General features: G+C 60.5%; 24 protein-coding genes. 19 read left to right on the top strand and 5 right to left on the bottom strand.

What is annotated here, in order from left to right:
- The 3 genes from V1289_RS12000 to V1289_RS11990 all read left to right on the top strand — a co-directional run bounded on the left by V1289_RS12000 (window position 1) and on the right by V1289_RS11990 (window position 1,775).
- Window positions 1-864, top strand: a complete 864-nt coding sequence (locus V1289_RS12000) for an alpha/beta fold hydrolase (protein WP_334397154.1) — start codon at window positions 1-3, stop codon at window positions 862-864.
- A 33-nt stretch (window positions 865-897) separates the two neighbouring features.
- Window positions 898-1,248, top strand: coding sequence for a phasin (locus tag V1289_RS11995; RefSeq protein ID WP_309179399.1), 351 nt, complete (start codon window positions 898-900; stop codon window positions 1,246-1,248).
- Between the two features lie 68 nt (window positions 1,249-1,316).
- Window positions 1,317-1,775 (top strand): potassium channel family protein, encoded by a 459-nt coding sequence (locus V1289_RS11990; protein ID WP_334397153.1) that lies wholly within the window; start codon window positions 1,317-1,319, stop codon window positions 1,773-1,775.
- Here V1289_RS11990 and V1289_RS11985 read toward each other — a convergent pair.
- Window positions 1,753-2,436, bottom strand: a complete 684-nt coding sequence (locus V1289_RS11985) for a helix-turn-helix domain-containing protein (protein WP_334407421.1) — start codon at window positions 2,434-2,436, stop codon at window positions 1,753-1,755. The two genes, V1289_RS11990 and V1289_RS11985, sit on opposite strands and share 23 nt — an antisense overlap.
- A gap of 416 nt (window positions 2,437-2,852) precedes the next feature.
- Between V1289_RS11985 and V1289_RS11980 the strand changes: the two genes are divergently transcribed.
- Both V1289_RS11980 and V1289_RS11975 read left to right on the top strand, forming a co-directional pair.
- Window positions 2,853-3,485: a response regulator transcription factor gene (locus V1289_RS11980; RefSeq protein ID WP_334397152.1), complete on the top strand. Its 633-nt coding sequence runs from the start codon at window positions 2,853-2,855 to the stop codon at window positions 3,483-3,485.
- Between the two features lie 160 nt (window positions 3,486-3,645).
- Window positions 3,646-3,993 (top strand): response regulator transcription factor, encoded by a 348-nt coding sequence (locus V1289_RS11975; RefSeq protein ID WP_334407419.1) that lies wholly within the window; start codon window positions 3,646-3,648, stop codon window positions 3,991-3,993.
- 12 nt (window positions 3,994-4,005) lie between these two features.
- Here the strand turns inward: V1289_RS11975 and V1289_RS11970 are convergent, their stop codons facing one another.
- Together V1289_RS11970 and V1289_RS11965 are read right to left on the bottom strand one after the other, a co-directional pair.
- Window positions 4,006-4,635, bottom strand: a complete 630-nt coding sequence (locus tag V1289_RS11970) for an invasion associated locus B family protein (protein ID WP_334397151.1) — start codon at window positions 4,633-4,635, stop codon at window positions 4,006-4,008.
- A 27-nt stretch (window positions 4,636-4,662) separates the two neighbouring features.
- Window positions 4,663-5,553, bottom strand: coding sequence for an alpha/beta hydrolase family protein (locus V1289_RS11965; protein ID WP_334397150.1), 891 nt, complete (start codon window positions 5,551-5,553; stop codon window positions 4,663-4,665).
- A 263-nt stretch (window positions 5,554-5,816) separates the two neighbouring features.
- Between V1289_RS11965 and V1289_RS11960 the strand changes: the two genes are divergently transcribed.
- The 7 genes from V1289_RS11960 to V1289_RS11930 all read left to right on the top strand — a co-directional run bounded on the left by V1289_RS11960 (window position 5,817) and on the right by V1289_RS11930 (window position 14,784).
- Window positions 5,817-6,494, top strand: coding sequence for a YoaK family protein (locus tag V1289_RS11960; protein ID WP_334397148.1), 678 nt, complete (start codon window positions 5,817-5,819; stop codon window positions 6,492-6,494).
- Window positions 6,491-8,221 carry a SulP family inorganic anion transporter gene (locus V1289_RS11955; RefSeq protein WP_334397147.1) on the top strand — a complete coding sequence of 577 codons (1,731 nt, stop codon included), beginning with the start codon at window positions 6,491-6,493 and terminating at the stop codon, window positions 8,219-8,221. The genes V1289_RS11960 and V1289_RS11955 overlap by 4 nt, the downstream gene beginning before the upstream one ends.
- A gap of 186 nt (window positions 8,222-8,407) precedes the next feature.
- Entirely contained in the window at window positions 8,408-11,161 is a 2,754-nt protein-coding gene (locus V1289_RS11950; protein WP_334397146.1) for a decarboxylase, read from the top strand.
- Between the two features lie 17 nt (window positions 11,162-11,178).
- The gene (locus V1289_RS11945) at window positions 11,179-12,624 is read left to right on the top strand and encodes a transporter (RefSeq protein ID WP_334397145.1); all 1,446 of its coding nucleotides are present in this window, start codon (window positions 11,179-11,181) and stop codon (window positions 12,622-12,624) included.
- Window positions 12,587-13,822: an IS701 family transposase gene (locus tag V1289_RS11940; RefSeq protein ID WP_334397144.1), complete on the top strand. Its 1,236-nt coding sequence runs from the start codon at window positions 12,587-12,589 to the stop codon at window positions 13,820-13,822. Before V1289_RS11945 ends, V1289_RS11940 begins: the two co-directional genes overlap by 38 nt.
- A 151-nt stretch (window positions 13,823-13,973) precedes the next feature.
- A complete protein-coding gene (locus V1289_RS11935; protein ID WP_334397143.1) occupies window positions 13,974-14,315 on the top strand; it encodes a hypothetical protein in 342 nt (113 codons plus the stop codon).
- 34 nt (window positions 14,316-14,349) lie between these two features.
- Window positions 14,350-14,784, top strand: a complete 435-nt coding sequence (locus V1289_RS11930) for a hypothetical protein (protein WP_334397142.1) — start codon at window positions 14,350-14,352, stop codon at window positions 14,782-14,784.
- A gap of 42 nt (window positions 14,785-14,826) precedes the next feature.
- Here the strand turns inward: V1289_RS11930 and ppk2 are convergent, their stop codons facing one another.
- Window positions 14,827-15,627 (bottom strand): polyphosphate kinase 2, encoded by an 801-nt coding sequence (gene ppk2 / locus V1289_RS11925; protein ID WP_334397141.1) that lies wholly within the window; start codon window positions 15,625-15,627, stop codon window positions 14,827-14,829.
- 44 nt (window positions 15,628-15,671) lie between these two features.
- A complete protein-coding gene (locus tag V1289_RS11920; RefSeq protein ID WP_334397140.1) occupies window positions 15,672-16,127 on the bottom strand; it encodes a hypothetical protein in 456 nt (151 codons plus the stop codon).
- A gap of 170 nt (window positions 16,128-16,297) precedes the next feature.
- On the opposite strand from V1289_RS11920, the gene V1289_RS11915 reads away from it, so the two are divergent.
- The 7 genes from V1289_RS11915 (at window position 16,298) to V1289_RS11885 (ending at window position 22,423) form a co-directional block, all read left to right on the top strand.
- A complete protein-coding gene (locus V1289_RS11915; protein WP_334407418.1) occupies window positions 16,298-16,711 on the top strand; it encodes a hypothetical protein in 414 nt (137 codons plus the stop codon).
- A complete protein-coding gene (locus V1289_RS11910; RefSeq protein WP_334397139.1) occupies window positions 16,704-17,936 on the top strand; it encodes an HlyD family secretion protein in 1,233 nt (410 codons plus the stop codon). The genes V1289_RS11915 and V1289_RS11910 overlap by 8 nt, the downstream gene beginning before the upstream one ends.
- 23 nt (window positions 17,937-17,959) lie before the next feature.
- Complete coding sequence (locus V1289_RS11905; protein ID WP_334397138.1) at window positions 17,960-18,376, top strand: hypothetical protein; 417 nt, start codon at window positions 17,960-17,962, stop codon at window positions 18,374-18,376.
- Between the two features lie 246 nt (window positions 18,377-18,622).
- Complete coding sequence (locus V1289_RS11900) at window positions 18,623-20,278, top strand: DUF3300 domain-containing protein (protein ID WP_334397137.1); 1,656 nt, start codon at window positions 18,623-18,625, stop codon at window positions 20,276-20,278.
- 56 nt (window positions 20,279-20,334) lie between these two features.
- On the top strand, window positions 20,335-21,207 hold the full coding sequence (locus V1289_RS11895) for a DUF2950 domain-containing protein (protein ID WP_334397136.1): 873 nt from the start codon (window positions 20,335-20,337) through the stop codon (window positions 21,205-21,207).
- A complete protein-coding gene (locus tag V1289_RS11890) occupies window positions 21,191-21,658 on the top strand; it encodes a hypothetical protein (RefSeq protein ID WP_334397135.1) in 468 nt (155 codons plus the stop codon). The genes V1289_RS11895 and V1289_RS11890 overlap by 17 nt, the downstream gene beginning before the upstream one ends.
- Before the next feature lie 489 nt (window positions 21,659-22,147).
- Complete coding sequence (locus tag V1289_RS11885; protein ID WP_074270909.1) at window positions 22,148-22,423, top strand: hypothetical protein; 276 nt, start codon at window positions 22,148-22,150, stop codon at window positions 22,421-22,423.
- Window positions 22,424-22,842: the final 419 nt, after the last annotated feature.

Genomic DNA, 22,842 nt, shown 5'->3' with positions numbered 1-22,842 from the left:
ATGGCACGGTTGCAGGCGGGCGAGGTTCATCTAGGTTGGCGGGAATGGGGAAGAGGCGACGTCACCGTCGTCTTCATCCACGGCAATCTCGCCAGCAAGGACTGGATCGAGCTTGCCGCACCGCTGTTTCCAAGCGGCCTGCGCGCGATCGGAATCGACTGGCGTGGCTGTGGCGAAAGCGATCGCCCAAAGCCGAATGCCGACTATTCCAATTACTCGATGCAGCAGCATGCTCAGGACATGCTGGCGGCGCTCGACGCGCTGGATGTCAGGTTCTGCCATCTCGCCACCCATTCGACCGGTGGCATCATTGCCGCGCGGATGCTCCTGATGCAGCCGCAGCGGTTCGGGCGGGTGTTCGCGCTCGATCCGGTCACGCCGCTTGGCATGTCGTTCAATACCGAACAGATCGGTCTTTTCCGTTCGATGATGGCGAGCAAGGAATTGACGCGGGCGGTGATGGCAACTGCGGCATCCTCGTTGTTCGTGCCGGAAAGTCTCGCGCCGAGCGTCACCCCAAGGTTCCGAGACGGGCTCGGAGAGATCCAGGCGCTCTTCGAACGAATTCTGGAGCAAACGTTTGGTGTCTCCGAAGGCATCTGGATCGGCACGCCGGTCAACCTAACCCGCGAGCGGGAGAGTGGCGAACTTGAGCACCGGATGCCCGATATCCACCATCCACACCTGGTGTTGTGGGGCGAGTGGGATGGCTGGATTCCTCCGGCGGATCTCCGGGCGATGGCTGCGGCAATGCCGGACTGCCGGCTCGTTCTTGTGCCCAGCATCGGGCATTCGATGAACCTGGAACTGCCGGCACTCTACGCCGGTTATTTCGGTGCATGGTTCGGGGGGCTTTCAAAGTAGTCGATCGGGTGCGTTCTTCAAAAGGAGTTAGTCATGTCAGATGCCAACCTTTCCGCCGACAAGATCCGTGCGATGCTGGCCGAGGCCAACGGGCGCCTTCGAAAGGCCAGCGCGGAGTATTTTGACCTGCTCGAGAAGGGCCTGAGTTCCTCGCCACTGCCGGTCGCCGACCAGGCCAAGCAGTTCTGCGGCTACATGCAGCGCAACGTGACCGCGACATTCGATCTCGGCGATAAGCTGATCACAGCCAAGGACATGCAGGACGCGGTCAAGATTCAGTCCGAGTTTTTCCAGGACCAGATGCGCTCGCTGACCGACCATGCAAGGACCATGGGCGAGTCTGCCATGAAGGCCGCGACAGGCGTCTTCACCCCAAAGAGCTGAAGGTAGTTGCAGGGCCGGCCGAGGCGCTCGAAGATACCTCTGCCGGCCTGATCAAGCGTGGGACGGCTATGGCGCTTCAATTCCTGGTTTGCGGCGTCATCAGCGTGGTCAACATCATGATCCATGCGCTGGTGACCGTCGGCGCGGTCGGCATTGCCCGCTCCGCGGGGTTGCGGCACACCCTGTGGCCGAGATCGCACTTGATGGCGGTGATGGTCGCGACCGCCGCGGTCCTGATGCTGGCGCACACGCTGGAGGTCTTCGTTTGGGCGCTGGCCTATGCGATCGTCGGTGCGGCGCCGGCCGGCAGCGATCTGCTCTATTTCGCTTTCGTCAATTACACCACGCTCGGTTATGGAGATATTACGCCTGTGCAAGCATGGCGACTGACGGGTCCGATGACCGCGATGAACGGCATCCTGATGTTCGGATGGTCAACGGCCGTTCTGTTCGAGGTGCTGCGCAAGACGCTTGAGCACCTCGCGTCGGTCGGCGCCCCCGCGGTCAGTTCTGAAGATCGAGGCTAGCGAGGTGCTGGCGATCCAGGAGCACGATCTGGCGCTGATTAGTGCTGATGAATCCGATGACGCCGAGTCCATGCAGTCGCGATAGCGCCCGGGATACCGTCTCCAGTGTCAGGCCTAGATAGTCGGCGATGTCGCGCCGGGACATCGGCAGAGGCATGACGCCGGCCGCCGTCAGTCGTCGGTCCATCTCGATCAGGAAAGCGGCGACCCGCTCCAGCGAAGTCTTGCGGCCGAGCAGCAGCATGTGGTCTTCCGCATGCTGCAGGTTGCACGTGGTCATGCTGAGCAGGTTTCGCGAGACCATGGCATCGCTCTCAGCCACCATCTCGAGGCTGCGCCGCTTGATAAGGCGAACCGTGGTGTTCACGATCGCCTCCGCCGTAAACCGATGTTCACCTCCGTTTTCCAGCCCGAAGATGTCGCCAGCCAAGTGAAATGCGCCGATCTGTCGACGGCCGTCGGACAGCAGCTTATAACTTCGCACCGCACCGATCTTGACCTGATAGACGTAGTCCGCCGGCTCCTTTTCGCCGTAGATTTCGGCTCCCTTATTGTAGGTAAATTCGTTTAAACTGACTTTTGGGTTTGAATCACTCGTTATTCCGAGTTCGCCAAGAGAGGTGGGACGGGGTGCCGGATCGGTCGTGATGCGGACAAACATGGCCAACTCCTGAACTGGTCGTTGAGATGGTTCCTCAGCCTTTATGGATATTTCGCCGCAAGGAATGCGGCGCCGCTTTACCACTCCCGCTCAGGTTGATGTACGACGAAGGCGATATTTCGAACCATTGTCTCAAGGTTCATTGTACCAAAGGACAGGACTGCGATACGATGCCTGAAATGAGACCGGTCCTGACACGGATATCATACCGGCACCACGGTGATCACGCTTTGACCTTAGTCAAGCGGAAAGGCGTTAAGATCGCGGCCACGGCGTGCCGCCAAATGGTTGAACTGTTTGTCGAATTGAGAATGCAGCTTTACCTGCGCACTTGAGGGCGACGGAGACCCTCGGTGATCGAGGCGATGCGGGAGCGGGATTTTGGCGGTCTTGAATGTCGGCCAGGAGGCGAAAAATTGAATGGCCTGGTTCACGTGGTGGACGACGATGCTTCGTTTCGGACGGCGATCGGGCGTCGGCTGAAACTTGCAGGCTATGAGGTCGAAACCTATTCGTCGGCACAACAATTGCTGGACGTCTTACCGGGCGTTGAAAAGCCGGGATGCATCCTGCTCGACGTGCAGATACCGGGATTGAGCGGCCCCGAACTGCAAGGTCGCCTCATCGAGCTCGGTTCGATCCTGCCGATCATCTTCGTCACCGGGCATGCCGACACGCCTACGACCGTGCGAGCCATCAAGGCGGGCGCCGAGGATTTTTTGACCAAGCCGGTATCGTCAGAACAACTGATCGAGGCGATCGAGCGCGCCATGACGCACTACGAGTCGGCACGCCATCAACGGAACGAACTCGATTCCCTTCGCAGGCTGGTGGCGAGCCTCACGCCGCGCGAGCGGCAGGTTTTCAATCTGATCGTCCGCGGAAAGATCAACAAGCAGATCGCCTATGAGCTGGGAACAACCGAGCGCACGGTGAAGGCGCATCGCCACCAGGTGATGGAGAAGATGCAGGTGCATTCGCTTGCCGAACTGGTTTCGAACGCGGAGCGGCTTGGCATGCTTGAACCCAACCGTGATTCAAGCACCTAGTCGATATCCTGACTCTGCGCTCTGCGTTCCCCCAACGATCCTGTACATAAGGACAGTATGAAGCTTTCGTGACGATGTGTTAAAAGGGGGATGCAATGGCCAAACCTAGAAAATTTGCAGGTAGAGCGACATCTTGCCAACACGCAGGTCCATTTTTGTTGTGGACGACGACCCGTCAATGCGCACGGGCATCAAGCGGCTGCTGAGAGTTCACGGCTTCCATTCAAAATTGTTCGAGTCGGCCAGTGCGCTGCTCTGCCACGAAGATTTCGGCGAGGCGCTTTGCTTCATCCTCGACATCAACTTGAATGGGGAATCGGGCATCGCGCTGTGCCGGTCTCTCTCGGAGAAAGGGGTGAGGCTGCCGGTCATCTATATCACCGGCAACGACAGCGAGGCGAACCGCGCGGCCGCGATCGCGTCGGGTTGCATAGCCTACCTGACCAAGCCGTTTGCTGCACCTTCGCTCATCGAATCCATCGAAAAAGCGCGCGTCGCCGCCGCTTAGGCGATCCTTGGCTCATTCATCAATGTCCTGTTCAAACGTCTGCGCGGCCGCTCCCTTGTGTACCGAGGCGAACTGACCAAGCGGCAGCGACGTCGTGAGCGTTAAGAGGCTCGAATCCACGAATTCCAGTCGCAGGGTCTGCCCGGAGTCCATTTCCTCGACCATATTCGGGTCTGCGACAGCGCCTGCGATGCAGGCGTTGGTGAGGCACCAGGTGTAAGGCACACTATAGGGCTTGCCCTGGTCGATCGTAAGCTTGGCCGGCTTCGGCAGATACATGCCGACGGGGGAGAACACCTGCAGCCGCGCATTGGCGTCACCTTCACGCTCCACGATATCGACGCGGACCGCCACCTGGCCGGTCGCGAACGTGCCGGTGATCGAAGTCCGGCAGATCATTTTCGCGCCGCCCGGCTTGAAGCACAGCTTCTTCCAGTCTCCATAAGCAATGTCCTTTACCTCTCGCTGGCCGCGGGGCGCGATTTCTGTCGCCGCGGGTTTCTGTGCGGCGGTCGAACTCTGTTGCGACACGGCCGGCTGGCTGACCGCAATGCCTGCGGCTCCCGCCAACAACAACGCTGCGACGGCAGGGATCGCATGAATGCATCCTGGCCGCGGGTCGGTGCGATGTGATCCCGTCATATTTGCGCCTCCAGTGGTGGCCCTTCGCTATCCCTGCTCATCGAGAAATTTCGTCACGACCGGCGACCAGATCGGGATGGCGTCGGGGGAGCCGATAAAGAAATGCCCATCGTTGCCGAACGGGGGCATCAACCTGTATTCGGCTTTGCCACCTGCCGCGGTAAACGCCTCATGCATGCGTTTGGACAGGGCAGGGCCGAAGAAGGTATCGTTCTCGATATAGATCCACAGCATCGGTATGCGCGACGTCCGGCCGAATTCGCCGGTCGCCTCCACCAGTTTGTCGGGAGCGCAATTATTGTTTGGCTTGCCGTCGACACGCCCGCCACGGCCGGCGGCGAAGGTGATGATCGCCTTGACCTGGGGTGGGTTCAGGCTGGAAAGCGCGATCGAGGCCCACCCGCCGGCGGATTGCCCGACGACGATGACGTCCTTCGGCAGGATTCGCTTTTCGGCGGTCATGTAGTCGATGATCCAGAGGTCAACTTGCGCAACCGCCAGGCCGGGAGCACGGAAATTGGGATTGCTGCACTTCCCGACCTTCGAGAAAAACGGGCCGTAGAGACCATGCTCGGGTATGTCGATGGCCGCTGCGCCATATCCGGTGCCGACGGGGGCCACCACGAGATAGCCGCGTTTGGCAAACCACTTGGCTGCGTCGCGGAATTCCACAAGCGGGAAAAAGCTGCGGCCGGTCGGACTCATTGAAACGCCATGATTCATGATCGCGAGCGGGAACGGCCCGTCGCCGACCGGCCGCACCAAATAGGCGAACATCGGGAGCGGCAGCGGCAGCGCCCAGATCTCTTCCTGGATGGGGCGGGATTTGGCCTGATCGTCCGCGCGCGACGGCGTGATCAGGGTGGCGAACAGCAGCAGTAGCGCAGCGACCGGGCTTCGTAAGTTCTCCTGACACATTTTACGACTCCCTTGATGTAGCAACCTGACCAAATGCTCAGCCAACAAAGGTGCAGGCAACGATGATCGGCCCGAGCACGGTTAGGACAACGTTGCCGACGGCGTAAGGCACGGCGACGCCGAGCACCGGGGGCGCGGCGGTTTGATCGTGCATCGATTTGATTCCCGGAACTCGCGGAAAGCTTGATCCAGATCAAGCCGCACCAAGCCTGAGGGCGTCGCTTATCGAGCCATACCGGATCCGCGACAGCCTGCGTCTTGACATGAGTTCTCTGGATATTGCCGCCAGTCCGCCGATACGCTGCGATGAAACGGTGCAGATCGCGCTGCTGCTTGCTTTCGCCGGTGGCTATATCGACGCCTATACCTGGATTATCCACGGCGTCATGGCCAATGCGCAGACGGCCAACTTGGTCTTGCTCTGGGTTTACGCCACGGTTGGCGAGTGGGAGCGAGCGCTTCACTTTGTTCCTCCAATTGCCGCGTTCATGGTGGGCGTCGTCATTGCCGCCTGGCTCCGTCGCTCCACAGGGGACCGGGCCAGCGCGATCAGTACGCTGGTCGAAATCGTGCTGCTGGTCGCGGTCGGTATCCTGCACAATCGGCTGCCGGACCTCGCGGGTACGCTTGGCATTTCGTTCGTCGCGGCGATGCAGACCACAATTTTCACCAAGGTCGAAGGCGTGGCCTACAGCTCGGTGATGATTACCGGCAATCTGCGCCAGGCGATCGAGGGATTATTCGCCGTGGTCTCCGGACAACTCGGCTCGTTTCGCCGCCCCGGTATCTTTGCAGCATTGTGCGTCGCGTTTGGCGCAGGGGCAGCGGTCGGCGCCTACGCAACGAAGAGTATCCCGGACCTCGCGCTTGGCCTGCCCGTGGTCGCACTGCTGATCGCCTTGCTTCGTTGCGAGATACGCTCCACTGAGGAGCGCACATGAGATTCCGCTCGGCTCAGGTAACCGGCTGGACACGGATTTTTCCGCCCTCGAAGTGGCTTGCTGAATACAGACCATCCTGGTTGCGCCATGATGCAATCGCCGGAGTGACGCTCGCCACCTATGCGATCCCGGTGTCACTGGCCTATGCGGGCCTTGCCGGGTTGCCGCCGCAGGTCGGCATTTACGGTTACATGCTTGGGGGCCTCGGCTATGCCCTGTTCGGGTCGTCGCGCCAGCTTTCGGTTGGCCCGACATCCGCGATCTCGCTCATGATTGCCGGTACCGTCGGGTCGCTCGCCGGGGCAGACGCGGCGCGATACGCACAGATCGCAAGCCTTGCTGCATGTGCCGTAGCGCTGCTTTGCGTGATCTCCTGGTTGTTCCGGTTGAGCATTCTCGTCCGTTTGGTCAGCGACAGCATTCTCGTCGGCTTCAAGGCGGGGGCCGGGCTCACAATCATAATGAGTCAGTTGCCGAGCCTGTTTGGCGTTGCCGGCGGCGGCCACAATTTCTTCGACCGGGTAATTCGGCTTGCCGGTCAGCTTGCCGACATCAACCCGTTCGTATTGGCAATAGGGCTCGTTGCGATCCTGCTCTTGCTCCTCGGCGAACGGTTTCTGCCGGGGAGGCCGGTCGGCCTCACCGTGGTGGCGGTGTCGATTCTCTTGGCGACCTTGTTCGGGTTTCCAACCCTGGGCATACCTGTCACCGGAAACGTCCCGGAAGGATTGCCGGCTTTCGAGGTGCCTGCCTTCGGCATGCTGGAATTCGAAGAGCTATTTCCCATCGCAGCCGGATGTCTGCTGCTGGCCTATATAGAAGGTGTTTCGGCGGCCCGGAGTTTTGCCGCGAAGCATGGATACCGCCTCGATGTCCAGCAGGAATTTCTGGGTTTGGGGGCCGCCAACCTCGCAGTCGCGTTTGGCCATGGCTATCCCGTTGCCGGCGGCTTGTCGCAATCCGCCGTTAATGACACGGCGGGAGCGCGCACGCCCCTGGCATTGGTGTTTTGCTCTTCGGCTCTCGCGCTCTGCCTGCTCTTCTTTACGGGGTTGCTGGCCAACCTTCCCAAGGCAGTGTTGGCTGGCGTTGTCTTTGCCGCCGTTTACAAGCTGGTCGACGTCCGCGCGCTGCTTCGCATGTGGAGAGTCAGCCGGATCGACTTCTACGCCGCGGCAATTTCGCTTGTGTCCGTGCTGTTGCTTGGGATTTTGCAAGGTGTCCTCTTGGCAGCCATTGCATCGATCTTCCTGCTGCTGGCCCGCGCGTCGCAGCCGAACGTAGCGTTTCTCGGACGGCTTCCCGGAACGGGTCGCTATTCCGATAGCGCCCGCCACCAGGGTGTAGAGCCGCTGGTTGGCGTCATCGCTTTCCGCCCGGAAGCCTCGCTGCTTTATATCAATGCCGAGACGATCTTGGAGACGGTTTTGCAGGCGCTCCGAAAAGCGTCCGACATCAAGCTGGTCGCCTGCGATCTCTCGGCATCTCCCTACATCGATCTGGCGGGGGCGCGCATGTTGCACGATCTCCATGATGAACTGGCGTCCCGTCATGTGGCGTTCTGCATCGTCGGCGCCCATGCGCAGTTGCGTGATCTGCTGCTGGCGGAAGGACTGGCGGAGAAGACGGACAGTGGTGAGTGGCTCCGGACACTCGACAGCGTGCTGGGCGACTGCAACGCCGAGGAACGATCCGATCTCCGCGAGGATCGGCCGCCTCGACTGTAAAGCTTAAGCGCCGATCAAATGCAAAGCCGCCCGTGCCGTCCTGTTGCATTGCGAAGTGCACCATTCACCGGTGGCCTGGCGTGTTCGTATTGAGAGAGCGCGACCCTTGACTTGAATCAAAGGAGTAGGGGGCCGGGGGGCCACGATCCAACGAGCCAACGCCCTCGCGAGGATCGGGAGAGAGTCATGTCAAAGGACGCCAAGCTCGCACAGAAGCGCATCGATCAATTCCTTTCCGGGCCCGGTGGACGAGCGGACGACTGGCGCGATCTGGTAGAAGGCGCCAAAGTGTGGGCTCGAGGCGGGGATCGTGCGAACTACGATGCCGCGCTGGCCGATCTGTCGGTGACGGAGGAGTTTCACGGTTATCCCGGCCTGCATTTGATGGCGGCGTTGAGGGAAGCGGCCGCAGCCGGAGACGCCGGAACGTCGCTCTCGCTTGCCACGCGGATCACGCAGGCCCTGACGACGAGGTCCTTCCGTCAGCACGCCGGCGACTGGAGCCTGAAAGATGACGGCAATGGGGAGGCTCCCGACCTCGTGCCGCCGACATTCGGGCAGCAAGCGGTACGCCGTCCCTATTTCGAAACCCTGATCGTCACCGGTCTTTCATCCGGCGACTGGTCGGCGCTCGCGACCGAATGGCGCAAGCTGCGACGTCCTGTCGATGCGTTCGTCTATGAGCCGGTCATCGTCGGAAGCCTGGAAGACGCCTTCTGCGCGGTGATGTTGAACCCCAACATCGCGGCCGTCATCATCAACGAAGGCTTTGCCCTTCGCTCGCGCCATAACGCGGCCGTGCTCCGCCCCATGATGACGGCCGCCGGTCTCAACGATGAGTCCGATGCTTCCGCGCTCCGGCTCGCCCATATCATCAAGCGGGTGCGCCCCGAGCTTGATCTGTATCTGATGTCCAATCGCGATGTCGAGGAGATGGCTGGAAGCCCCGATGCGAACGTGGTTCGGCGGATTTTCTATTCCATCGAAGAGCTTTTGGAGCTTCATCTCTCCATCCTGGAAGGCATCCAGGATCGCTTCGACACCCCGTTCTTCGACAACCTCAAGAAATATGCGCAGCGCCCGATCGGGACCTTTCATGCGCTGCCGATCGCGCGCGGCAAATCCGTCTTCAGATCGGACTGGATCCGTGACATGGGCGAATTCTATGGCCTGAACCTGTTCCTGGCCGAGAGCAGCGCGACCACCGGCGGTCTGGACAGCCTGCTGGAGCCGACCGGCAACATCAAGAAGGCGCAGGACAAGGCGGCCCGTGCGCTTGGCGCGGATCGCGTCTTCTTCGTGACCAACGGCACCTCGACGTCGAACAAGATGGCCGTTCAGGCGCTGCTCGCGCCAGGCGACATCGCGATCGTCGATCGCAACTGCCACAAATCGCACCACTACGGAATGGTGCTGGCAGGCGCGCAGCCGCTCTATGTCGAAGCGTTCCCGATGACGGAGTATTCGATGTATGGCGCGGTGCCGCTGAAGACCATCAAGCAGGCGCTGCTGAACGCCAAGGCCGACGGCCGGCTCGACCGGGTCAAGATGCTTGATCTGACCAACTGCACCTTCGACGGTCATATCTACAACACCCGCCGGGTGATGGAGGAATGCCTCGCGATCAAACCGGACCTGATCTTCCTGTGGGATGAAGCCTGGTTCGGCTTTGCGCGCTTTTCGCCATTCCTGAGGCGGCGCACCGCGATGGGGGCCGTCAACGAGATCGAGGCGTGGATGCACGACCCGAAATCGGTCGCGGCTTACGAAAAGCAGCAGGCAGAACTCGGCAAGAACCCGTCAGACGAGGTGCTGCTCAAGACCCGGCTCATCCCCGATCCGCGTCAGATCCGGCTGCGCGTCTACCAGACCAATTCGACACACAAGTCGATGTCCGCTATCCGGCAGGGCTCGATGCTGTCGGTCAAGGATGTCGAGTTCCATACCGTCGAGCAACAATTCAAGGAAGCTGTCTTTACCCACGCCTCGACTAGTCCAAACCAGCAGCTCATCGCAAGTCTCGACGTCTCGAGACGCCAGATGGAGCTCGAGGGTTATGGGCTCGTGGCCAATGCGATCGAGATCGCGATCGCCATTCGTCGGGCGGTCAACAACAATGCACTGATCTCGAAGTATTTCCGGATTCTCGGTGCGGACGCCATGGTGCCCGCACAATATCGGCAAAGCGGCTTTACAGACTATCTGGCGGCGAGCGCGAACTGGGCAACCGCCCTGAAGAGCCTGGATGACGATGAGTTCTGCCTCGATCCGACCCGCATGACCCTGGTGTGTGGCATGGCTGGATTCGACGGTACGCAATTCAAAGGCATCCTGGCGAATGAGTACAACATCCAGATCAACAAGACCTCCCGCAACTCCGTTCTGCTCCAGTCCAACATCAACAACACGCGCAGCGACGTCGCGCACCTCGTGCGGGTGCTGGCCGAGATCGCCGGTGAAGTGGACCGCGGCCTGACGCAGGGCGGCGCCAATGCGAAGAAGACGTTCGAGGCGCGGGTGAAGAGCCTGATGACCGATGTGCCGGACCTGCCGAACTTCTCGCATTTCCACCCGAGCTTCCGTGGCGATGCAGGCACCAGGACCAACGAAGGCGATATCCGCAGCGGATTTTACGCGGCGTATGACGCGGTGGGTTGCGAATATATCCGTCTCGCCGACCCCGAGATCGACCGTCGCCTGAAGGCCGGGCCCGATCTCGTCTCCGCCAGTTTCGTGATCCCGTATCCGCCGGGCTTCCCGATCATGGTGCCGGGCCAGGTCATTACCCAGGAAACCATCGACTTCATGCGCAAGCTCGATGTGAAGGAGATCCATGGCTACGACGCCAAGGAAGGCTTGAAGCTCGTACGCACCGAAGCCTTGGCGAAGATCGGAAGGCCGAAGCCTGGCGCCGCACCGAAGCTGAAAGCTGCATCATAAAGGGGGGAATGACGACCATGCAGGGCCTTTTTTCATTCCTTCAGCAGAATCCATATCTGCTGCTGTTCTTTGTTGTCGGCCTCGCCGTATGGATAGGGCGCGCCAACATCAAGGGTTACGGCCTTGGCATGGTCGCCGGGGCGATCGTGGTCGGCGCTGCGCTGTCGGTGACAGCGTCGCTATATGGTGTGAAGCTGGAACTAAACAATTTTGCCAAGAGCCTGTTCTATTACCTGTTCATGTACGGCGTCGGCTTGCGCGTCGGACCCTCCTTCATCAATAGCCTGAAGGGCGATGGCCTCAAATTTACTGTCCTGGCGCTGGTGTCGAGCGTGCTCGGGCTTGCGCTTGTCGTGCTCGGTACGAAACTGTTCTCACTGCCAACTGGCGCGGCTGGCGGCATGCTTGCGGGCTCACAGACCATGTCCGCCGCGATCGGCTCCGCCGAGCAGGCAATCACGTCGGGTGTCGTCAAGCTGCCGGAGGGCATGAAGCCCCAGGACGCCACCGGCATGATCGCGCTCTCCTACGGCATCACTTATATCTGGGGCACGGTCGGCATCATCCTGATCTGCAAGTATTTGCCGCGCTGGTGGGGTGTCGATGCCAAGGCGGCGGCGAGGCAGTATGAAGCCGAGTTCGGCGTCAGGGATCTCGAAGGCGGTGGCCTGACCGGGTTCCGGCAGTTTGGCCTTCGTGCCTACCGGCTGGAAAATCAGGCTCAGGTAGGCGTTAGTATTGCCGATTTCCGCAGGAGCAATCCCGAATATCGTATCGTCAATGTGTCCCGAGGCGGCGAACAGCTCGGCGCCGATCCCGGTCTCGTGCTGCAGAAGGGCGATATCGTAGCGCTTGGTGGCTCGACCGGACACCTGACCGAGAAGATGGGGCTGATCGGTACCGAGGTTGCCGACGCCAAGGCGCTCGGCATTCCCTTGGACCAGGCCGAAATCCTCATCACCAACAAGGACGTCGTCGGGCGCACTTTCGAATCGTTCCGCGGCGAAGCCATGGCTGGTCAGCTTCAGGTCACCAAGGTCGAGCGTGGCGGCGTGACGATTCCGGCCGGTCTCAAGACCGAACTGCAGCGGATGGATATCGTCTCGGTCGTCGGCTTGAAATCCGCCGTGAATGAACTCGCGGAAATGTGGGGCCGCATTGCTAGAACCAATTCGGCTACCGACCTCCTCACACTCTCCGGAGGCATGATTTTGGGACTTCTGATCGGCATGATTTCGTTCCCGGCCTTCGGCGCCTCAATCGGCCTAGGAAACGCCGGTGGCCTGCTGTTGTCCGGTGTGATCGTGTCGTCCGTCGTCTCGCGGCTGCGTTTCTTCGGCAACACGCCAAATGCGGCGCGCAATGTGCTGGAGGACCTAGCACTACAGTTGCCTTTTATGCAGTTTTCTGAATCCATGGGCAACCATGATTCGAAGATCGTGGACGCGGCCAGCGTCGATTGAAGAGACGCTTGCGCTGTGGGCGGCGTCGCTTCGTGAGATCAAGCAACGGATACGTCCGTTGTTCAATCAAGATCGTGTTGCGAGGAATGCAGGCTTGTTTCTGGAAAGCCTGCTCGGAGATGAGCAACGCAAGACCGGTTGGATGCGCGCGGAGGCAGCTGGCGATCCCGGTCCTTGGCGGCAACAGGCGATCCTGGGTCGCAGGGATTGGGACGCTGATGCCCTGCGCGACATCGTCCGGGACTATGTCATTGAGCACCTGGCGGATGACGATGCGGTGCTCGTGATCGACGAGACCGGCTTTCTCAAGCAGGGCAAGGCATCGTGCGGAGTGGCGCGGCAATACACTGGTTCCGCCGGCAAGATCACGAACTGCCAGATCGGCGTCTTCGCCGCCTACGTGTCGCGCCACGGTCATGCGTTCATCGATCGCGCGCTGTATCTTCCGAAGGAATGGACCGACGATCCAGATCGTCTGGAAGCCGCATATGTGCCTCCCGGTGCCGGCTTTGCGACCAAGCCAAAGCTTGCAACGAGCATGATCGCACGCGCCATAGCCGCGTCTGTACCATTCAAGTGGGTTGCCGGTGATACTGTCTACGGTGTTGGCGATATCGAACAGCAATTACGCCGGGCAGGCAAAGGCTACGTGCTCGGGGTCAGCAGCGCTCATGTATTTCAATCCTGGGGCAAGCGGCGATCGGTCGCCGGCAAGGCCGCGGACATCGCTCGGACGCGGCGCGCGTCCGATTGGAAACGCCTGTCGGCAGGGGCCGGAACCAAAGGACCGCGGCTGCACGATTGGTGCTATCTCGAATTGGCCGATCTCGAGGTCGAAGAATTTTACAGCGCAAATCATGGTCTTTGGACACGAGGTCTGCTGATCCGTCGTCGCATCGCCGATGATGACCTCGCCTTCTTCACCACCTGGTGTCCAGCGGGAACATCCATCGAAACGCTGGTGGCGGTCGAAGGCCATCGATGGGCGATCGAGGACAGCTTTGAAACCGCGAAAAACGAGTTCGGGCTCGATCACAACGAGAGCAGATCCTGGCATGGCTGGCACCGTCACGTGTCCCTGGTGATGCTCGCCTTCGCCATGATGGCCGCGATCCGACATCGCGCTAACCCGCCACCGCCCAAAAAAACGAAACGGCGCCCCCCGGCAAAAGCCAAAACATATCCACGCCGCCACTGATCCGTTGGTCAATCCAGGAAATCCGCCGCATTGCCATCAGACTCGCTCGAAAACGGATTCAACCCGCACACATCATCGCATGGTCTTTCTGGCGCAGAGCTCACCAGGCCGCCGCTCAACGCGCCCACTTCAAATCAACAAAGCAACTGTAATGCTAGGCCTCGTTGTCTTCGTGGCGATCGTCGGCGTTAATGCCGGTGCGGGGCTCCTCGCGCAACTGACCGGTGCGATCGCACTGAAAATCTTCATCGTCGGCTTCATCGCCTGCACAATCCCGCCATTCATCGTCTGGGCGATCGGCTTTCACGTCTTCAAGATCAACCCAGCCGTGCTGATGGGCGGCGTCGCCGGTGCACGGTCGCACTCCGGCCCGTGTCGTGAGGCTGCGGTGGAGATCCAGAGTTCCGTGCCCTGGATCGGATTTCCGGTCGGCTATGCCGTGTCGGGCATCCTGCTTACCGTGTTCGGATACTTCGCAATGCTCCTGGCCTAATAGGCTGACGTCATAGTTCAGAGGAAAGAAAGTCATGAGGAAATTTGTCAAACGCGGCCTTCTCGCTATCCTGCTTGCGGGCGTCGTCGGCTTCAGCACACCATCACTCGCCGAAACCGGCCAGGTCGCAGTGGTCTTTACCAAGGGCGGCTTCATTGTCGGGGTCGGCGGCGGCGAAGGGGTGCTGGTCTTTCGAGGCAAGCGCTATCCGTTCACCGTATCGGGCATGAGCGTCGGCTTCACGATCGGTGCCTCGACCACCAAGTTCGTTGGACGAGCGCTCAATTTGAGGGGGCCAGCCTCGATCGAAGGCACCTACAGCACGGTCGGAGCCGGCGGTGCCGTCGCGGCCGGGGCTGGAGGCGTTCAATTGCAGAATGCCAATGGCGTGATCTTGCAGCTCAGCGGCCCGAAGGTCGGCGCGGAAGTGTCGGCTGCGGTTGGCGGAGTAACGATACGTTTGAAGTAGATTTTGAACCGGATCAGGCCGCGATTGCGCGGCCCGATCCTTTCAGTAGCGCTCCGCAACGAACTTCATCCCGCGCAAGCCCGTCTGGTCATTATAGCGTCCCTTGTCGGAACGCTTCGGTAGCTTGACCTTGTCCTTCCGCATGCGCTTGTACGGGATCAGTTGCAAGATATGCGCGATGCAGTTCAGCCGTGCCCGGCGTTTGTCATCGGAGCGAATGAGATACCATGGTGCGTGCTTCGTACTGGTCGCCTTGAGCATCAGGTCTCGCGCCCGCGAATAGTCGTACCATCGTCGGTACGATGCCAGATCCATCGGGCTCAGCTTCCATTGTCGGAGCGGATCCGCGATCCGCGCCTCAAAGCGGCGCTCCTGCTCGTCCATCCCGACCTCCAGCCAGAGCTTGATCAGGATGATGCCGCCTTCGATGATGTATTGCTCCATCTGGGGGCAGAGTGAAAGGAACCGCTTGTGCTCGGCCGGCGTACAGAAGCCCATCACATATTCCACGCCGGCGCGATTGTACCAGCTCCGGTCGAAGATCACGATCTCGCCTGCAGCCGGAAAATTCTGCATATACCGCTGAAGGAACAGTTGCGTCTTTTCGCGATCCGACGGCGCGGGAAGGGCGATCACACGAAACACGCGCGGGCTGACCTTTTCCGTGATCGCCTTGATCGTGCCGCCCTTGCCGGCGGCATCCCGGCCTTCGAACAGGACGATGACCCGAAGCTTGTTCGCCTTCACCCATTCCTGGAGATGGCAAAGCTCCACCTGGAGCTTTGCCAGCTCCTTCTCGTAGACCTTGCGCTTGATCCGTGTCGCGTGCGCTTCGGCTGACATGCTCACCATTCCGTTGCTTGAGGTTCAATTCGGCCGGACTGCCCTCAGTCTCCCCAGGCAATGGTGATGGCGATGTCGCCCGGCACGCCTCCCGAGTAATCGATGATCTGGTAGCTGATGCGATAGCCCCGGGGTTTCAGGTAGTCGGCCCAGAGCTGAAATATTTCCTTTGGAATTCCGGTCAGCGTGTTTTCCCAGCCCGCCTCCTGCTGATTGATGGCGCGGCCCTTGTCGGTGCACAGCGAGTTGGGGAACCGATATACTTGCACTTCCGTCAATCCGTTTCGTACCGCCCGCTGGATGATGGTCGAGGCGAGCTGGATTTTTTCTTCCTCGGATTTGCCTGACGGGCGGTTTAGCCGCTCGATCAGGGCCCGCTTCTCGGCTTCGGCGGCAGCTGCAAGACGCGCGTATTGGTCTGCCTTTTCGGCCTCCTTGAGGGCCGCTTCCTTACGAATCTGCGTCGCGCTGGGGATGAGATCATCGATGCTGTCGGGCATGGCTGATGGCTCCTGAATGGTTGTTCTGTTCGAGGGTTCGCGCTAGGCTAGTTTCGGTCGATGTTGTTCCCTTGATCCAAATCAAGAAATCCCGCGCGCGGCGTACCCAACCTGTATCTACCCACTCAGGTCTTCTTGGGGAGAAAGCATTGAGCGAGCAGCTTCATCCGATGGCCCCGCACCATCTGCCTTTCTACCTCGCGCCGGGAAGCGGGGTCGATACGCTGATGGTGGTGATGGGAATCTTCCTCGTCGGCGTCGTGCTTTGGGTGGGCACGTTGTACTGGCGCCTGCATAGCCTTCCCGAACGGATGGCGCACAAGTCACAGAAGCTGCAGTTCGAGATCGTGGCCGTCCTAGGCCTGATCTCGCTCTTCACGCATATCCATGCGTTCTGGGTCGCGGGCCTGCTGCTCGCGCTGATCGATATCCCCGATTTCGGTACGCCGCTGCGCAGCATTGCCGATTCCGTCGAGAAGATCGCCGATGCGGCGCCGGGAGAGGCGAGCGAGGCCGCTCAACCCGGTCCGCCGCCGACGGAACAACCCCGTCCCGCCAAGGAGAAGGAGCGCGGCCATGTTTGAGCTCATGTTCTGCTCGCTCCTGACGATATTGCCCGATTACCTCTTCCGCCGCTATGTCCAGGGCAAGCGGTTCGGCAAGGAAATCACGTTCTTTTCGATCTGGTACGAGTTGCGATGGGGCATCACGGGTTGCCTGATGCTCACGGTGTCGCTGATCACCATGATCTTCTACTTTCATCCTTCAACGACCAGCGCTGCGCTGTATTTTCGCACGGTCCCGATACTCCCCGAAGGATCCGGACGAGTCGCGGAAGTCAATGTCGGATTCAGCGAGCCGGTGAAGAAAGGGGAGGTCCTGTTCCGGCTGGACAGTTCAAAGCAGGAGGCTGCTCTCGAAACAGCCAAACGGAAAGTCGCCGAGGTTGATGCCTCGTTCACGACGGCACAAGCCGACGTAACCAAGTCCGAAGCCCAGATCCAGGAGGCAAGGGCGGCGCATCAGCAGGCCAAGGACGAATTGGACGTCAAATCCGACTTACAGCGTCGCAATCCTGGTATCGTGCCGCAACGCGATATCGAAAAGTTGCAGGTGTTGGTCGATCAACGACAAGCCGGGATCGATGCCGCGACGGCCGCGAAGCAATCGTCGGTTCTGCGGGTCTCAACCCTGTTACCGGCGGAGAAAGCAAGTGCCGAGGCCGCGTTGGCTCAGGCCCAGGTGGATCTCGACAAGACCTTCATTCGCGCCGGCGTCGATGGGCGTGTGGAGCAGTTCCTTGTTCGTGTCGGTGACGTGGTCAATCAGCTGATGCGGCCCGCGGGGGTGCTCATCCCGGAGGGCGCCGGCCAGCAGTCTCTGCAGGCAGGCTTTGGCCAGATCGAGGCCCAGGTCATGAAGGAAGGGATGGTCGCGGAAGCGACCTGCATCTCGAAACCCTGGGTGATCATTCCGATGGTCGTCACGACCGTGCAGGATTACATCGCCGCCGGACAGTTCCGAACCGGGGAGCAGCTGATCGATCCGCAGAATATCGCCAGACCGGGCACCATCCTGGTATTTCTGGAGCCGCTCTATAAGGGCGGTCTCGAAGGTGTGACTGCGGGCAGCAGCTGCATCGTCAACGCCTATACCGGCAACCACGAGGAAATCGTTGCGAAGGAGACCAGCACGGGCCGGAAAATCGTTCTGCATGTCATCGACGGCGTCGGACTGGTGCATGCGTTGCTGCTGCGCATCCAGGCACTGCTCTTGCCGATCAAGACACTGGTGCTCAGCGGTCATTGACGGAGGCTCAAGGGGGAAAGCCGATGATTGCGCTTCGAGAGCTGGTTCTTGCTGCAGCAATTGCGGCAGGCTCCGGCCTGTCAATACCGCAGCAGGTGAACGCGTTCGAGCTCACCGGCGCATGGGCCACGAGTGCTGACCAATGCAGCAAGGTATTCGCCCGCAAAGGGCGCGCGAACCAGGTCAATTTCACCAATTTCTCCGGCGTGTACGGCGGCTTCATCGCCGAAGCCAATCGCCTGAGAGGGAAGTTCGAGAGCTGCCTGATCAAGTCGAGGAAGGAAAGCGATCAGATCATCAATCTGGTCGTCGCTTGTGCCTCGGGCATCATGGTTTCAAACGTCCAGTTCTTCCTCAAGGTGCTCGATGACAACACGATCACCCGCGAATTTCCGGGCATCGAAGGAATGGACGTGACATATCACCGTTGTCAGATCTAGCGGACGAACGACCGCACCATCGTCAAAGCACACCACTGACGGATTTCTGCGGAGAGCCGCGTGTCGGGTGGTGCGCTTTTCACGATCAGGCTTCCGATTGCTGCGGTAGATCAACTTCAGCCTGATCCCGGCGGCCGCGCTGCTCCTGCGCTGCAGCGAGCGGTAACGGGGTTTCCTTGATCTTTATCAAGGAACGAGCTTGCCTCGGATCGATGCTTGCCGCGAGGAACCCCAAAGGAGGGTGTGATGTTCCGCTGCGGCAAGACCCTGATCGCGCTTGCGCTGGTGATGGCGATCCCTGTCGCCTCCTTGGCGCAGACGGCCGACAAGCCATCTGCTCCCAGCAGCCAGGCACAACCGGCGAGCCAACCTCCGCCAACTGCAGAGCTGTTGAAGCCCGAGCAGCTCGAAGCACTGGTTGCGCCGATCGCGCTCTATCCTGACGAGCTGCTGGCAAACGTACTGGCGGCCTCGACCTATCCGTTGGAGGTGGTGCAGGCCGATCGCTGGCTGAAGGAGCGCAAGAATCTGAAGGGTGATGCCTTGAAGAAGGAGGTCGACAAGCAGGCCTGGGACGACAGCGTCAAGGCGCTTGCCAGCACGCCGGACGTCATTTCGATGATGAGCGACAAGGTCGACTGGACCAAGAACCTCGGCGACGCGGTTCTGGCGCAGCAGCCGGACGTGATGGACGCGATCCAGCGCCTTCGCTCCAAGGCCTATGACAACAAGAAGCTGGTCACCACCAAGCAGCAGAAGGTCAGCGTTCAGACCCAGGAAAGCAAGCAGGCTATCGTCATCGAGTCGGCCGATCCAGATACGATGTACGTGCCGTACTATGATCCGGCGACAGTTTATGGAAGCTGGCCCTACACGGATTATCCACCCTACTACTTCGGCTACCCGTCCTATATCGGCGCGGGCGTGATCGCGACGGGCCTCGCCTTCGGCGCCGGCTGGGCGATCGGGCGCTGGGGCAATTACTGGGGCGGCGGATGCAACTGGGGCAACCGCAACCTCTACGTCAATCACTACAACAAGATAAACAACATCGGGAACAACTGGCAGCACAATCCGGCGCATCGCCAGGGGGTGCGATACAACAACGCCAACGTTCAGCAGCGCTTCGGCAACAACAATCTGAAAGCCGGCGCCTCGAATCGGATGGATTTCCGGGGCCGCGACGGGCAACAGGTGCTTCGTCCGGGGCAGGATCGACCGGGCGGAGGAGATCGCGTTGGAGATCGCGCCGGCGATCGCACTGGCGACCGCGTCGGGGATCGTGCCGGTGGTGCTGGTGACCGCGGCAATCGCCCGAGCACAGCGGATCGCGCCAAGGGCGGCGGCGATCGTGCCAAGGCCGCCAAGGGTGGTGGGGATCGTGCCAAGGCCGCGAACCGCGGCGGCAACGCCGCGCGTGGTGGCGGTAGTCGCAGCTCCGCCCTGAACGTGTCGTCGGGTAGGGCGGCCGCTGCGCAATCGGCCCGCGGTCGCGCCAGCATGGCTAGCATGGGTCCGCGGGGCGGTGGTGCTCCCAGCTTTGCCGGGCGTGGCGGCGGCGGCGGCGGTGGCTTCCGAGGCGGCGGTGGCGGAGGAGGCGGCTTCCGCGGTGGCGGCGGTGGTGGACGGCGCTCCGACATCGCATTGAAGCACGATGTTGTATTGCTCGGTTATCTCGCCAATGGCCTCGGCTACTACCGCTTCAGCTATCTCGGCAGCAGCAAGGCCTATGTTGGCGTCATCGCGCAGGAAGTGCAGAGCCTGATGCCGGCAGCCGTGACCCGCGGCCAGGACGGGTATCTGCGGGTCTACTACGAAAAGTTGGGGCTGCGGTTCCGCTCCTACCGCGACTGGCTTGCCGGCGGCGCAAGGATCCCGACGCCATCGGAGGTCTTGCCATGATCATGTTTCAACCGCTCCGATTTCGTCGCGCGTCGGCGACCGTCGCTGCCATTCTGATGTTGGCGCTGTCGATCTCCATGGCCCGGGCTCAGCAGGCCTATTCCTCGCCGGAGGACGCCGCGGCGGCGCTGGCCGCCGCTGTCAAGACTGGCACGAAGGGCACCATTATGAAGGTGCTTGGTCGCGGCGCCGAAGACATTGTCGAATCCGGCGACGATGTCGCCGATGCCGAGATGCGCCAACGATTCCTCTCCGCGTACGACGCGAAGCATTCTGTAAAGGCGGAAGGAAACAAGAAGGCCACGCTCATCCTGGGCGCGGATGACTTCCCGTTCCCGATCCCCCTGGTCAACAACAAGAGCGGCTGGGAATTCGACTCGGATGCGGGGCGTATCGAAATTCTGTATCGTCGCATCGGGCGCAATGAACTGGACGCCATCCAAACCTGTCTGGCCTTCGTGGATGCCCAGAATGAATATGCCGAAAAGGATCGCACCGGCGAAGGGGCGGGAGTCTACGCCCAGCGCATCGTCAGTAGCCCCGGCAAGAAGGACGGGCTGTTCTGGCGCGACGATCGCGATCCGAGTCCGCTTGGCGAACTGGCGGCGCAGGCGTCGGCCGAAGGGTACAAGGTCGGAGAGCAGGCGGCGCCCTATCATGGATACTATTTTCGAATCTTGAAGGGGCAGGGTTCCGACGCGCCGGGCGGAGCTTTGAACTACGTCGTCAGGGGAAAGATGATCGGCGGCTTCGCGCTGATCGCATATCCCGCCGAGTACGGAAATTCCGGCGTCATGACTTTCATGGTCAATCATGCCGGTACCGTTTACGAAAAAGATCTCGGAAACCGGACCGAGGGCATCGCAAGACGTACCTACCTGTTCGATCCTGATCAGACCTGGAAAAAGATCGATGTGGCGGTTCCTTGAACGCGGCAAAGCCGCAACGATGTTGTCTGCGTTTCGCGTCGCCGTGATCGCGCTCTTCGCAGTAGTTGTTCCGGCAACATCATCGCTCGGGCAGGCGGCCGGCTACGTCCGGGTCAAGTTCGTGAAGGCGGGTCTGATGATGGGCGCTGGTGGCGGCAGCGGCGTTCTGTCGTATCTCGGTCGCGACTATCCATTCAGAATTTCCGGTCTCAGCCTGGGTGTTACAGCTGGAGCATCTGTCATTCGGCTGGAAGGATGGGCTTCAGGCATAAGGGAGGTGAACGACTTTGCCGGCACCTACAGCTCCGCCGGTGCCGGCGGCGCCTTCGTTGGCGGCCTCGGAGGCATTCATCTACGGAATGCGAAAGGCGTCGTCATCGAATTGCAAGGACCGAGAGCGGGAATGGAGTTCGCCGCTAACATCAGCAGGATCGCGATAGCGCTGAAGTGATGGCCTATGATTTCACTTCTCCCGCTCCGTCCCTAAAGCGCCGTGACAGGCAAGCGAAGCGGTCTTACCGCATGAACAGCACAATAAACGCTAGTGCGACCGGCACCAGTCCCAGACCAATGACGCAAATTTGGAACACAAGGTCATCTTTCATAACGCCAGTAAGACTAGGTCCAAATCGGCGGGCAGCCCAGTGCAGTTTGTGCCACGGACGGAATTAGGACCGTGCTGACCCTCAAACCAGCATTTGGAGAAGGCTGTGCGCCGCAGACGATACAGTTGTACCGCGAGTGGGGATGGACAGAGCGTCCGCGCCGCGCAGCCACGCCGCTTTGGCAATCGGGGCTCCGGATGCTTAGTCGGACCATGCAGTTTGTGCCACCTTGCGGGGTGGCCTCACAATTCCCACTCAATTGATCCAAATCAAGCCGAGAACCAGCTGCGTCCTAAAACTGACCGCACTGTTTTAACCCGCCAAGGGAGGTCGCCATGAAGACGTTTAACGCGAAACGGATGCTGCTTGCCGTTGCTGTCCTGGGTTTTGGAATATTTGCCTCGATCGACTTGCCGCAAAGCGGCGGCCTTGCGCTGTCCATCCAAAGCGCCGAAGCCAGGGTGGGACGACCAGCTACCCCCGCTAGCGTTGCCGGCGTTGCGCGTCGAACAACGCGCCGAGCGGTCGTGGGAGGAGCGGCTGTCGGTGCCGCAGCTGCAGGCACGGCTTGCGTCCGCGTTCTTGTAAATGGCGCATACGTGTGTCGCTGATGCACTTCTTGCGGGTGACTCAAGGTCACTCGCAAGAAATGTTGACGATATTTACCGCGAAGGTACTTCCAGCCTGGTTAGAGCGCAGCTAACGGGAGAATTGCTGTTGCCTGACGACGGTTTGATCAGGTTTGAAGCAACCAGACATCATGATGGTCTCAGGAGCGACGAGAGTTCTCTTCTTGGATACGAATACGTCTCGCTTGAATCAACACGCTTTCGGTTTCTCGCTGCCAAGTTTTGGCAGAGGTCTGACGTAAAGGGATGGCGATAAGTTGCACTCGCGCGCGCAACGGCCCCGGACTTGGGGGTAACCGGGGCCGTCGCCTCTCACGAGAGCGCGACGCGTGGGTCGAACATGCGCTAGCGGAAACGAATGCCAGAAAGCTTGACTGCGCAATTGCCCGAAGGTGCAGTAT

It is taken from the genome of Bradyrhizobium sp. AZCC 2289, from assembly GCF_036924615.1.
GTDB lineage: Bacteria > Pseudomonadota > Alphaproteobacteria > Rhizobiales > Xanthobacteraceae > Bradyrhizobium.
The sequence above is the reverse complement of the archived record's forward strand: the minus strand, read 5'-3'. Positions and strand labels throughout refer to the sequence as shown.

What these genes read in the sequence shown, in the direction of transcription:
- V1289_RS12000 (WP_334397154.1), top strand. Translation starts at nt 1, where the DNA reads ATGGCACGGTTGCAGGCGGGCGAGGTTCATCTAGGTTGGCGGGAATGG.
- V1289_RS11995 (WP_309179399.1), top strand. Translation starts at nt 898, where the DNA reads ATGTCAGATGCCAACCTTTCCGCCGACAAGATCCGTGCGATGCTGGCC.
- V1289_RS11990 (WP_334397153.1), top strand. Translation starts at nt 1,317, where the DNA reads ATGGCGCTTCAATTCCTGGTTTGCGGCGTCATCAGCGTGGTCAACATC.
- V1289_RS11985 (WP_334407421.1), bottom strand. Translation starts at nt 2,436, where the DNA reads ATGTTTGTCCGCATCACGACCGATCCGGCACCCCGTCCCACCTCTCTT.
- V1289_RS11970 (WP_334397151.1), bottom strand. Translation starts at nt 4,635, where the DNA reads ATGACGGGATCACATCGCACCGACCCGCGGCCAGGATGCATTCATGCG.
- V1289_RS11965 (WP_334397150.1), bottom strand. Translation starts at nt 5,553, where the DNA reads ATGTGTCAGGAGAACTTACGAAGCCCGGTCGCTGCGCTACTGCTGCTG.
- V1289_RS11960 (WP_334397148.1), top strand. Translation starts at nt 5,817, where the DNA reads ATGAGTTCTCTGGATATTGCCGCCAGTCCGCCGATACGCTGCGATGAA.
- V1289_RS11955 (WP_334397147.1), top strand. Translation starts at nt 6,491, where the DNA reads ATGAGATTCCGCTCGGCTCAGGTAACCGGCTGGACACGGATTTTTCCG.
- V1289_RS11950 (WP_334397146.1), top strand. Translation starts at nt 8,408, where the DNA reads ATGTCAAAGGACGCCAAGCTCGCACAGAAGCGCATCGATCAATTCCTT.
- V1289_RS11945 (WP_334397145.1), top strand. Translation starts at nt 11,179, where the DNA reads ATGCAGGGCCTTTTTTCATTCCTTCAGCAGAATCCATATCTGCTGCTG.
- V1289_RS11940 (WP_334397144.1), top strand. Translation starts at nt 12,587, where the DNA reads ATGATTCGAAGATCGTGGACGCGGCCAGCGTCGATTGAAGAGACGCTT.
- V1289_RS11935 (WP_334397143.1), top strand. Translation starts at nt 13,974, where the DNA reads ATGCTAGGCCTCGTTGTCTTCGTGGCGATCGTCGGCGTTAATGCCGGT.
- V1289_RS11930 (WP_334397142.1), top strand. Translation starts at nt 14,350, where the DNA reads ATGAGGAAATTTGTCAAACGCGGCCTTCTCGCTATCCTGCTTGCGGGC.
- ppk2 (WP_334397141.1), bottom strand. Translation starts at nt 15,627, where the DNA reads ATGTCAGCCGAAGCGCACGCGACACGGATCAAGCGCAAGGTCTACGAG.
- V1289_RS11920 (WP_334397140.1), bottom strand. Translation starts at nt 16,127, where the DNA reads ATGCCCGACAGCATCGATGATCTCATCCCCAGCGCGACGCAGATTCGT.
- V1289_RS11915 (WP_334407418.1), top strand. Translation starts at nt 16,298, where the DNA reads ATGGCCCCGCACCATCTGCCTTTCTACCTCGCGCCGGGAAGCGGGGTC.
- V1289_RS11910 (WP_334397139.1), top strand. Translation starts at nt 16,704, where the DNA reads ATGTTTGAGCTCATGTTCTGCTCGCTCCTGACGATATTGCCCGATTAC.
- V1289_RS11905 (WP_334397138.1), top strand. Translation starts at nt 17,960, where the DNA reads ATGATTGCGCTTCGAGAGCTGGTTCTTGCTGCAGCAATTGCGGCAGGC.
- V1289_RS11900 (WP_334397137.1), top strand. Translation starts at nt 18,623, where the DNA reads ATGTTCCGCTGCGGCAAGACCCTGATCGCGCTTGCGCTGGTGATGGCG.
- V1289_RS11895 (WP_334397136.1), top strand. Translation starts at nt 20,335, where the DNA reads ATGTTGGCGCTGTCGATCTCCATGGCCCGGGCTCAGCAGGCCTATTCC.
- V1289_RS11890 (WP_334397135.1), top strand. Translation starts at nt 21,191, where the DNA reads ATGTGGCGGTTCCTTGAACGCGGCAAAGCCGCAACGATGTTGTCTGCG.
- V1289_RS11885 (WP_074270909.1), top strand. Translation starts at nt 22,148, where the DNA reads ATGAAGACGTTTAACGCGAAACGGATGCTGCTTGCCGTTGCTGTCCTG.